Here is an 11,295-nt window from a genome sequence, read left to right as displayed (position 1 = left end):
GCTCGATCTCGTCGCGCTGACGGCCCAGCTCGGACGTGATCGAGCCAAATAGCTCAGGATCACGGTCCGACAAAGACTGGGTGAAAAAACCATCGATACGATTGGGGGCGTTCATGACGCTTTCCTCCTGAGCGGTCCGAGGCCCGACCCCATATAGAGGTCAGAGCAGAGAAGTGATATGCGGGCGGATCAGATCACGCGATCGCGCGGTTCGCGGCCTTCGAAAAAGTCGCTGAGGTTGTCCAGCACACGGAACCCCATCGCCTCGCGCGCCTCACGGGTGGCACTGCCCAGATGAGGCAGCATCACAAGGTTGTCACATTGTAAAAGGTCGGGGTTGATGCGGGGCTCTCCGTCGAACACGTCCAGCGCTGCCCCTCCGATCATGTCGAAGGTCAGGGACTGAATCAGGGCGCGTTCGTCGATCACCTCGCCTCGGGCCGTGTTGATCAGGAACGCATCCGGTTTCATCAGATCCAGACGGCGCGCGTTTATCAGGTGCCGGTTTGCGGCCCCGCCGGGACAATGGAGCGAGACGAAATCGCATTGCGGCAGCAGATCATCCACGGTTTCGACCTGAATGGCATTGCACTGGGCCAGAACCTCGGGCGCGATTTTGCTGCGGTTGTAGACAACGATCTGCATGCCAAAACCGTGATGAGCACGCCGGGCCATTTCCTGCCCGATGCGGCCATATCCGATGATGCCTAGCACCTTGCCACTTACCTTGGTGCCGATCAGATGCGTGGGGCGCCAGCCGGTCCAATTGCCGGCCCGCAGCTCGCGTTCCCCTTCGCCAGCGCGGCGCGCCACCATCAGCAGCAAGGTCATCGCGATATCGGCGGTGCATTCGGACAGCACGTCCGGCGTGTTGGTGACGGTCATGCCCAGCCCACGCACTGAGGGCTCGCAGATGTGACTGTAGCCAACGCCGTAATTCGCCAGGATTTTCGTCTGCGCACCGGGAACGTCCAAAGCCTCGGAGCTGAGGGTATCGGTCACGGTCGGCAGGACCGCATCATAGGATTTCAACGCGTGCCGGATTTCAGCCGGGGACATGGGTTTGTCCCCGGTGTTCAGCACGGTGTTGTAGGTCTCGGCCAGCTGCGCCTCGACGGCGGCAGGCCAGCGACGGGTAACAAGGACCGAGGGTTTGACCATCACGCGGCCTCCATCACACGGGCGATGGTTTCGCCGATCACGGCAGGGTTTTCGGCCACGGTCACACCGGCGGCGGACAGGATTTCAACCTTCTCGCTGGCACTTTCGCCGAAGGCCGAGATGATCGCACCGGCATGACCCATGGTCCGGCCTTTCGGAGCGGTCAGACCCGCGACGTAGGCCACCACAGGCTTGGTGATGTGATCGCGGATGAACTCAGCCGCCTCGGCCTCCTGAGGGCCACCGATCTCACCGATCATGGCTATGATGTGGGTGTCTTCATCCTCTTCGAAACGCTGGAGAATATCCTTGAAGGACGAGCCGTTGATCGGGTCGCCGCCGATGCCAACGCTGGTCGAAACTCCGATCCCGCGCTCTTTCAACTGGGCCGCGGCCTCATAGCCCAGCGTCCCCGAGCGACCGATGATGCCCACGTTGCCCGGCAGGTAGATATGTCCCGGCATGATCCCCAGCAGCGCTTTGCCCGGCGAGATGGTGCCCGCGCAGTTCGGCCCGGTCAGGACCATGCGCTTCTCTTTGGGATAGCGGTACATGTAGCGCTTCACGCGGATCATGTCCTGCGCCGGAATACCGTCGGTGATGCAGACACAATAGCGGATACCGGCATCTGCGGCCTCCATGATCGAGTCCGCCGCAAAGGGCGGTGGAACGAACACTAGGCTGGCATCCGCGCCGGTTGCTTCAACCGCCTGTTTGACGGTGTCAAAGACCGGAACGCCTTCGACGGTTTCGCCGCCTTTACCGGGAACCACGCCGCCCACCACATTGGTGCCGTAGTTCAGCATGTCCTTGGTGTGAAACCTCGCCATACGGCCGGTGATACCCTGCACGATCACGCGCGAGTTACGATCGAGAAGAATGCTCATTGCACGGCCCTCATCTTGGTGCCTTGGGTAAGGTCGTTGCGCCATGCGCCCACGGCGCGTTCGGCAGCCTCCATCAGAGTGGTGGCGCGGATGATCGGAAGGCCGGATTTGGCGAGGATCTTCTGACCCTCTTCCACATTGGTACCGGCCAGGCGCACGACGACAGGGATGTCGATATCCAGCTCTTTCAAAGCCTGTACGACACCTTCGGCCACCCAGTCGCAGCGGTTGATACCGGCAAATATGTTCACCAAAATGGCCTGCACATTGTCGTCCGACAGAACCAGACGGAAGGCTTTGGCCACACGCTCGGGTGAGGCTCCACCACCGATGTCGAGGAAGTTCGCAGGCTCTCCGCCAGCCAGTTTGATCGTGTCCATGGTCGCCATCGCAAGACCGGCGCCGTTCACGATGCAGCCGATATTGCCGTCGAGACCAACATAGGACAGGCCCCGGTCACCGGCACGGCTTTCGCGCGGGTCTTCCTGGCTTTTGTCGCGCAGCTCGGCGATCTGCGGGTGACGGAACAGGGCGTTGTCGTCAAAGCTCATCTTAGCGTCCAGCGCCAAAACGCGGTCGTCCCCTGTGATGACCAGAGGGTTGATCTCGACCATGGTGGCGTCCAGATCGCTGAAGGCGGCGTAGCAGCCCTGCAGCGTGCGGACCATGTGCTGGATCAGCTTCGGCTCCAGCCCCAGTTGGAACGCGATTTCACGTGCCTGGAATTCTTGCAGACCCACAGCGGGTTCAACGATAGACCGCACGATGCTGTCCGGACGCTCGGCCGAGATGTCTTCGATCTCCATCCCGCCTTCCGAGGACGCAACGATCATGACCCGCTGGCTCGAACGATCCAGTACGAAACCCAGATAGATTTCGCGATCAATCGGTACTGCGGCTTCCACATAAACGCGGTAGATCCCTTTGCCTTCAGGACCGGTCTGATGCGTGACCAGCTTGCGGCCGAACATGTCATCACAGGCTGTGTAGATCTCGTTTTCGGTGTTGCACAGCTTGACCCCTCCGGCCTTGCCGCGCCCGCCTGCATGGACCTGCGCTTTGACGATCCATTTGTCACCCCCCAGTTCACGCGCCCGATAGGCCGCCTGTTCCGGGCTATAGGCCAACGCACCGGGTGGCACGTCGACACCGAAATTCGAAAGTAGTTCTTTCGCCTGATATTCGTGAATATCCATCTGCAATCCTCCCGTTCTTGCAGTGAAATTAAGCAGCCATCGAAGTGCCGTAGCGGCTTTCCAGCAGGGCTTCGATCGCGTCCCGATCAATCTGTCCGCCCAGTTCGCGCATCGCCTCGGCAAACAGGCGCACGATCCGGCTGACCGATTTCCGGTTCAATTGGTTGAGGATACCGATCCGCACTTGCACAGGCGCGCTGAGCGTGGGCCAGATGCCAAAACCGCGCGCACGGCAGTTCTGCACCAATTCCATTTCACGCCCGGCAAGCTCTGGCGGCAGGTTCAGAACGATCAGGCTCGGCATGTCCGAGGTAACCTCGCACCCCAGTTCGACCACGGCATCGCGCAGGACGCGTTCGTGAATGCGGTAAGACGCTGCGCGCTTGGCAAGCCCTTCCTGCAAGGTCAGACGCAGCGCCTCGTGGAAGGCAGCCACGGCATAGCCCGAATGCGTCCGGTGATAGGTGCCTTTCTCGACATCCTGACCGTCGACAATACCCCAATGGCGGGCCTCGAAAATCGGGTTGTGCACATAGGTGTAGGCGCCGCTGGTTTTAAGGCTGTCAATGAAAGCATCGGTAAAGCTGACCGGAGCGTAGGTCAGCGGCAGGCAGCACAGACCTTTCTGCGGGCAAGAGGCCCAACCCGCGATACCGGGGTAGTTGTCGATCGAAAAGTCATCCACGCCCAGAGACGATACCGCGTCGATCAGACCCATCGCGCCGTGACGCTCGCACGCATCCGAAAAGCCGCGAATGTCGTTGATACGGCCGGACCCGGTTTCCCAATGCGCCATGAACGCCCATTTGGGTTTGTGCTCGGCCAGGGCTGCTTCGACGATTTCTCCGGTGACAGACTGGCCATGCGGAACCTCGATCACGGTGACGCTGGCAGCTTGCGGGTCAAGCGGATTGGCTGCGTGTTCTGCGGGCGTCGCCGCCTTGATCCGCAGGGTCAGCGCATCAATGCCCGAGAATGTGCCGTTGGAAAAAGCAACAACCTTGTCGCCCGGCATGACGGCCGAGAACATGGTGTCCAGCGCGCTCCAACCCGTTCCGGCGACGGCAAAGGTATGGGCGTTCTGCGTGCCCCAGATTTCGCGCAGCATATGCTTGCACTCGATCATTCCGCGCAGAACGTCGCCTTGCATGTGATCGGCGACCCCTGCCCCTGCAAAGGCCTGCAGAACGCGGGCATCCGTGTTGCCGGGTCCGGGACCCGCTGCAAGGGTCTCGGGGATTTCGAGCGGAGGGAAAATCTGGAAAGTCATTGTGCGGCTTCCTCGGCTGTTTCTCAGGCTCAGCGGCCCGTTTGGTTGAGTTGCCGTGTAGAAAACGTGCTCTTGCCAGATCACGCAACGTAACTTACTACTGATTTAGCATGCCTAATAGGATGGGATATTACCTACCCAAAGGTGTAAAAATACGATAGTATACTAAAAACATACCCACCCATTTGGGTAGTTTATTAGCTTTAAGGGCAAATTCATATGGCTGAAGCTCCATCAAAGCCCATCGACGTCATGCTGGCGGACGGCAACCCTCTGGTCCTGTCGGCGATGTCAGAGATCTTTGAACGCGACCCGCGATTCTCATTGGTCGCGACTTCGGCCACGGCCGAAGGATTCCTTGGCACGGTCATGCGGGTGCCTGTTCAGGTCGGCGTAGTGGACTGGACATTGCCCGCCCTTGGCGCCGCAAAACTGATCGAGGTGCTGCGCGACCAAGCCAGCGCGCCGCGCTTCGTGGTCTATGGCGATGCCAATGCCGACGTTCCGCGACTTGCGATGCAGGCCGGGGCTGCCGGGTTTGCCGCACGCTCGGGCGAGGTTGAAGGGCTTCTGGACACCTGCGAGAAAGTGGCCGCGGGCAAGATGGTGTTTCCGTTCATCGACGTCCGGAAAATGCAGCAGGACCCGATCGAAAGCCTGTCGCGTAAGGAACGCACAATCCTCGAGGCGCTGGCGCAGGGCATGTCCAATCGCGAACTTTCAAAAGAGCTCGAGATTTCGACGAACACCGTGAAGTTCCACCTGTCGAACATCTACGACAAGCTGGGCGTCAAAAACCGGACCCAAGCCATTGCACAATATTATGCAGCGCGGATGCAAAGGGACTGATACGGACCGTAATCTGGTAAACTCGGGGTTTTCCGGGCATGCTTTGGGTTCACAACCGCAGCCGGAGGACCTCAAATGCCGCAATATAATGACATGTTCGAACTCTCCATCGAGGATATGGAATTGATCGAACAAGCCCTGCGACAGGCGATGGCCTCTTATTCCATTGAGGCGAACGAGAACAACGAAGACACCATTCGCCGGATGCATGATCTTCTGGGCAAGCTGCACGATCAGAAGATATTTTATCGCCCAAAGACCGGCAGCTACATCGGCGGTTGATCCGCGCTTTGCAGACTCCTCAAAAACAGAATAAACCGTTTGCAAACTTATGAAATCAGAGGCGACGCAGTATGAGCTACCTTGGCATTGATCTGGGAACGTCCGGGCTGCGCGCCCTGCTCTTGGCCGAAGACGGCAGCGTGCTCGGTTCGGCAGAGCATTCCTGCACGTCCGAGCACAAACATCCCGGCTGGAGCGAACAGGACCCCGCCGAATGGATCGCGGCGCTAGAGGGGGCGGTTGCCGCGTTGCGGGACGCTCACCCCGAATTTACCGATCTGCGAGCCATAGGCGTAGCGGGCCACATGCACGGCGCAACGCTGCTGGATTCCGCAGGTGACGTGATCCGACCCTGCATCCTGTGGAATGACACGCGCGCGGATGCCGAGGCCCGGCATCTGGACGCCCTGCCTGGAATTCGCGAGATTTCGGGCAATATCGTTTTCCCCGGCTTCACGGCACCCAAACTGCTCTGGGTCAAGGAACATGAGCCGGAGAATTTCTCCCGTATCGCGAAGGTTCTGCTGCCTGCGGCCTATATGAACTACTATCTGACAGGCGACTACGTCGCTGACATGTCGGATAGTGCTGGCACATCTTGGCTGGACGTCTCGCGGCGTACATGGTCCGGGGAGCTGCTGTCTGCTGGGCAAATGTCGGAATCTCAGATGCCCCGCCTGGTCGAAGGATGTCAGCCCGCAGGTACTCTTCGCGCCGATCATGCCAGCCGTTGGGGTCTGCGCAATCGCGTCACCGTCGCAGGCGGCGCCGGAGACAACGCCGCAGCTGCCTGTGGCTTGGGTGCTCTGAACGAGGGGGACGGGTTCATTTCGCTTGGCACCTCCGGAGTGCTGCTGGCTGCGCGCGATGGCTACCACCCTGATCCGGCCTCGGCTTTGCACACATTTTGCCATGCCGTGCCTGATCGCTGGTATCAGATGGGCGTTATGCTGTCTGCAACCGACAGCCTGAATTGGCTGGGCCAGATCACTGGCCAAAAACCCGCCGACCTGACCCGCGCATTGGGCGACGAGCTACGCGCACCGGGGCGCGTGCAGTTTTACCCTTACCTCTCAGGCGAGCGCACCCCGCACAACGACGCCAACATTCGCGGCGGCTTTACCGGGCTGGGAAAAGACACCGACCAGAGCGATCTGACCTGCGCCGTGCTTGAGGGCGTCGCCTCTGGCCTGAGCGACTCGTATGACGCGCTTGTACAGACCGGCGCGCGGATTGATCGGCTGATCGGCATCGGCGGCGGTACAAAATCGCGCTACTGGGTCAAGCTGATTGCAACTGTTTTGAACGTGCCAATCGAGCTACCTCAGGACGGAGAGTTTGGCGCTGCATTGGGGGCCGCACGTCTTGGCCAGATCGCAGAAACCGGAGCGTCGCCCGAAGACATCCTGACCCCTCCCAGCATCGGCGAACGCGTTCTGCCCGACAGCAGCAAAACCGCAGATTACGAGGCAGCCAAGGCACAGTTCAAAGCCGCCTACGGACCTCTGCGGCAGATCTCCTCGCGGGGCTGATATTCAGGCCGTCGGTCAGTGGCAGCCAGGACCGCTCAAGCCCTCAGGCAACATCTGAGTTTTGCCAGCCCGGCGCACAATATGCTAGCATAAGGGTGCGTGGCCCTCATCCAACGAGCCTATTGCAGGCTATCTTTCGGCATATTGAACCCTCATTTCCCGGGGGCTGCCGCGCCACAAAGATCAATCAATTTGACCCGTCTGGGTAGGGATGATCACGGATCGGACGCAGACCTGCCTCTCGAAAGGACTATCGATATGTATAGCATAATCGCGACCTGGTATTTGAAGCCCAAACAGGAGGCCGAGGGGATTGCAGCCCTGAAGCAACTGGCCCAAGATGTGAAGCAGGAAGAGGACACCTGGGGCTACCTCATCCACACGGGCGGCGAAAACTCGGCACCGCCCTGCAGTGACGGCACTGTCGTTTTCATCGAAATCTACAAGGACTTCCAAGCTTTTATGGACCATGTGAACGGCCCGATCTTTACCGCATTCAAAAAAGACCATGGGCAGCTTTTTCAGCCCATACCAGGCTCTGACAGCCCGTTCTTTCTGGTCGAAAATGTCGACAGAATTGGGGGATTTCTGCGCCCGCAGGCGGGGTCCTAACCACAGTGCCGGCCCGCGCAAGTTAGTAACCCTTTGCGGGCGTACAAACCCGCGCACAATTCATGGGCGACGAATTGTAGATTATGTGATACTAAAGATAGCGAAATTGTTTCTTTGTTTCACATAAGGCGCAATTACAGCGCTCAGGGGCAGCCATTTTGGGACGTCCGAATGTTAATTGTAGCAAATGCGGTGCGGCCAATCTTGCCGGGTCCAACTTTTGCCACGGCTGCGGCAATGCACTGACCCTAGCCTGTGGGTCCTGTGGTGCGTCAGCGATGGCACATGCAAAGTTTTGCACCGCTTGTGGGGCTTCGCTGCAGGGTCAGGACAGTCCTCCACCGGCTGCCCCTTTGCCCTCTCCCAAGGACGCACCAGAAGACGTGGCCGAACGTCGCCAACTGACCGTCATGTTCTGCGATCTGGTGGGTTCAACGGCCCTGTCCGAAAGACTCGACCCCGAGGATTACCGTGAACTGATCACGCAATACCGCGAGTTGGTTGGCCGGACCGTCACCAAGTTCGGCGGCGAGATTGCCAACTATGCCGGAGACGGTGTGGTCGCCATCTTCGGCTATCCCACCGCGCAGGAACTCAGCCACTACTCCGCCGCTCTTTGCGCGCTTGAGATCGCGGGCGCTGCGCGCGACGGAAATGCCGGACTGACGGACAAGTCGGTTTCGACAAATGTGCGGATCGGGATCCACACCGGACCTGTGGTGGTGGGCACGGCGGCAGGCACATCAAGCTCGGAAAAGGTCTGGCTGTTTGGCGATACACCAAACGTGGCGGCGCGGATTCAGGCTGCGGCACATGTGGGTCAGGTGGTTGTCTCGGAAGTGACACGCAGACTGATCGGAGAGCGTCTGGATTTCACCTCGATCGGCAGCCCGCCCTTGGCGGGAGTCAGCACACCGTTGCAGCTCTATGTTGTCGGTCCGAAAATTTCCGGCTTTGACACCGGGCGCAAAGACTTCTCGCACGACAAGACGCCGACTATCGGGCGCACAGCCGAGATCGCTCTGGTCCAGTCCAGATGGGACGGCGCGCTGGACGGAGAGGGGCAGGTTCTGCTGCTGACCGGCGACGCGGGCGTTGGCAAATCAAAGATCGCATTTGGACTGAAGGACAAACTGACCAGCGAGGACTCCACCCAGTTCACCCTGTTCGGATCGCCCTTGCATCAAAGCAGCGCGTTTTTCCCGATCAAGAATGCGCTGACGACGCTGACGGGCATGCTGCCCAATGCGCCTCCTGAGGAAAGCCGGGACAAAGTCACCCGGTTTCTGACCGATCTGAACCTTGATACTGAAACCTGCGCCGCGCCTATCCTGCGCCTGATGGGGCTGGAAGACAGCACCTCTCTGGTCGCGCCGATGGGCCCCGAGCGGGAGAAGGGCGCATTGATCGAGGCGCTTTTGCAGCTATGCGCGGGTCTGGAGCAGCATCAGCCGCTATTGCTGCTGCTCGATGATGTGCATTGGTTCGATGCCTCCACGCTGGAATTCGTCAACGGCTGGATCGAACAGGTGTCGAACCGCCGCTGCCTGATCCTGATGACCGCCCGGACCGAGTTCCAATCGCCATGGCGCAACCAGTCCCATGTCACCAGTCTGGAGCTCAATCGGCTTGTGCGCCGCGACATCTACAAGCTGGTTGAAAGCATCTCGGGCGTGCGGCCGTCGCCGGAAGTTCTCAGTCAACTGGCTGACCGCACGGATGGCGTGCCGCTATTCGTCGAAGAACTGACCAAGATGGCCATGGAATCCGGCCTTTTGGTCAACCGCGGCCAGAGTCAGGCCGAATTGTCCATGGCGATCCCGGAATCGCTGCAGGACTCACTGATGGCCAGATTGGACCGTTTGTCGGCCAGCCGCGAGATCGTTCAGGTCGCCGCAGCAATCGGTCGAAACTTTGAGCGCAAGCTGCTTTCCGAGGTTTTGGACTGGACCGAAAACGACATCACCGAAGCGCTGAACCAGCTGCTTGAAACCGAACTGATCGTGCCCGCAGGCCAGCCGGGTACGGCAGATGCCTACCGGTTCCGCCATGCGCTGGTGCAGGATGCGGCCTATCAATCCATGCTGCGCTCAACAGCCTCACGATGGCACGGCCAAATCGCTGCGGTTCTTGAGGAGAAATACGCCGAAACCGTCGCGCGCGAGCCTGAAATTCTGGGGCATCACTATTGGCGCGCCGGCAATTATCCCGCCGCCGAGGGCAAACTGATGACCGCTGCCCGGCAGGCATTGGACCACTCGGCGAACGTCGAGGCGATCACTCATTTGCAACATGCATTGGAATGCTTGCAGGAAATGCCGCAATCGCAGGAACGCGACCGGCGTGAGATCGACATGCAGATCATGATCGCCGTGCCTCTGGCCTTCGTCCGGGGCTATGCGCATAAATCGGTTTTGTCGGCCTATGCGCGGGCGCAGTCCCTGTGCCGCGAATATGGCGAAACAGAGCGGTTGTTCAAAGTGGTCTACGGACAGTTCCGCTCGACCATGCTGGGCGGGGAATATGAGATCTCGAAACAGAATGCAGACCGACTGGTCTCGCTCTGTCAGGATTTATCGAGCCCGCTGACCATTGTCTCAGCCGAACGCTCAATGGGATCGCTTCAGACCTATCTGGGCCACCCCAAGGACGCGTTGAAACATCTTGAGGCCGGGCTTGAGGTTAATCTGTCCATCGAACATCGCTTCATGGGCCTCGATTTCGATGTGGTTGACCTTGCGGTTGCCCTTCAGGGCTATCGCGCGCTTTCCTACTGGCTGTCAGGCGACGAATCCAGCGCGCTGACAGCGATCAAAGCAGCGCTGGTCCATGCAGAAGAAACCGCGCACCCGTTCAGCCAGTCCTTCGCCAATGCTTTCCTTGGATGGATTTCCCATTTCCGGGGCGATGAGGCGACGGTGCAGGACAGTTCGGCCATTTTGATCGCCCTGTCCGAGGAATACTCTTTCCAGTTCTGGCGCGGTTGGGCGCGAGTCATGAATGGCTGGGTGCGCCGAAGCACGGATGGTGAAAAGGCCTTGGAAGAGATCGCCCTGGGCCTCCGCGAATGGCGCGATACCGGCTGCCGCCTTGGTCTGAGTTTCTTCCTGTGCCTCTACGCGGATGCGGCTATTCTACACGGCAAACTGGAACTGGCCGAGGAACTGTTGGACGAAGCCGAAGCCTTCGCCAACGACAGCGGTGAGAAATTCTGGATCGTCGGGCTGACCTGCCTGCGCGGTAGGTTGGCAATGGCCCACGGGGATGACAGCGCCGGGATCGGCCACCTTAATGAGGCTGCTATGGTGGCGTTGCAACTGGGCCATTGCGGCCCGCTTTTGCATGTCATTCGAGAATTGGCCGAGCTTGAGACCTCGTCAAACTGCCTTGGTGAGATCTCGAAAGCCGTGGCCGCCGACAAGACCAAAGCACCCGCGCTGGTCGAGGTAAAAGCCATTTTGAAAACCCTAAAAACAAAACAGCCGGAGGCATGATCGGGCGGAATT

At 59.5% G+C, this 11,295-nt stretch carries 9 protein-coding genes; 5 read left to right on the top strand and 4 right to left on the bottom strand.

Annotation, left to right across the window (positions count from 1 at the left end; translation table 11 throughout):
- Positions 1–189: 189 nt before the first annotated feature.
- Genes ACR0I8_RS20930 through ACR0I8_RS20915 form a run of 4 tightly spaced genes read right to left on the bottom strand, consistent with a single transcriptional unit; the run spans position 190 to position 4,514 of the window.
- Positions 190–1,161, bottom strand: a complete 972-nt coding sequence (locus ACR0I8_RS20930) for a 2-hydroxyacid dehydrogenase (protein ID WP_170380405.1) — start codon at positions 1,159–1,161, stop codon at positions 190–192.
- Positions 1,161–2,048 (bottom strand): succinate--CoA ligase subunit alpha, encoded by an 888-nt coding sequence (gene sucD / locus ACR0I8_RS20925; RefSeq protein WP_170380404.1) that lies wholly within the window; start codon positions 2,046–2,048, stop codon positions 1,161–1,163. Before sucD ends, ACR0I8_RS20930 begins: the two co-directional genes overlap by 1 nt.
- Positions 2,045–3,244: a malate--CoA ligase subunit beta gene (locus tag ACR0I8_RS20920; protein WP_170692739.1), complete on the bottom strand. Its 1,200-nt coding sequence runs from the start codon at positions 3,242–3,244 to the stop codon at positions 2,045–2,047. The genes sucD and ACR0I8_RS20920 overlap by 4 nt, the downstream gene beginning before the upstream one ends.
- 28 nt (positions 3,245–3,272) lie before the next feature.
- The gene (locus tag ACR0I8_RS20915) at positions 3,273–4,514 is read right to left on the bottom strand and encodes an aminotransferase class V-fold PLP-dependent enzyme (protein WP_170692737.1); all 1,242 of its coding nucleotides are present in this window, start codon (positions 4,512–4,514) and stop codon (positions 3,273–3,275) included.
- Between the two features lie 219 nt (positions 4,515–4,733).
- Between ACR0I8_RS20915 and ACR0I8_RS20910 the strand changes: the two genes are divergently transcribed.
- The 5 genes from ACR0I8_RS20910 (at position 4,734) to ACR0I8_RS20890 (ending at position 11,283) form a co-directional block, all read left to right on the top strand.
- The gene (locus ACR0I8_RS20910) at positions 4,734–5,363 is read left to right on the top strand and encodes a response regulator transcription factor (RefSeq protein ID WP_247748029.1); all 630 of its coding nucleotides are present in this window, start codon (positions 4,734–4,736) and stop codon (positions 5,361–5,363) included.
- 75 nt (positions 5,364–5,438) lie between these two features.
- Entirely contained in the window at positions 5,439–5,645 is a 207-nt protein-coding gene (locus ACR0I8_RS20905; protein WP_170380401.1) for a hypothetical protein, read from the top strand.
- Positions 5,646–5,716: 71 nt separating this feature from the next.
- Positions 5,717–7,177, top strand: a complete 1,461-nt coding sequence (gene xylB, locus ACR0I8_RS20900; protein ID WP_170692735.1) for a xylulokinase — start codon at positions 5,717–5,719, stop codon at positions 7,175–7,177.
- A 258-nt stretch (positions 7,178–7,435) separates the two neighbouring features.
- Positions 7,436–7,789, top strand: coding sequence for an antibiotic biosynthesis monooxygenase (locus tag ACR0I8_RS20895; protein ID WP_170380399.1), 354 nt, complete (start codon positions 7,436–7,438; stop codon positions 7,787–7,789).
- Between the two features lie 158 nt (positions 7,790–7,947).
- Positions 7,948–11,283 carry an adenylate/guanylate cyclase domain-containing protein gene (locus ACR0I8_RS20890; protein WP_170692733.1) on the top strand — a complete coding sequence of 1,112 codons (3,336 nt, stop codon included), beginning with the start codon at positions 7,948–7,950 and terminating at the stop codon, positions 11,281–11,283.
- Positions 11,284–11,295 lie beyond the last annotated feature (12 nt).

This window comes from Ruegeria sp. BG9, from assembly GCF_056538305.1.
The sequence above is the reverse complement of the archived record's forward strand: the minus strand, read 5'-3'. Positions and strand labels throughout refer to the sequence as shown.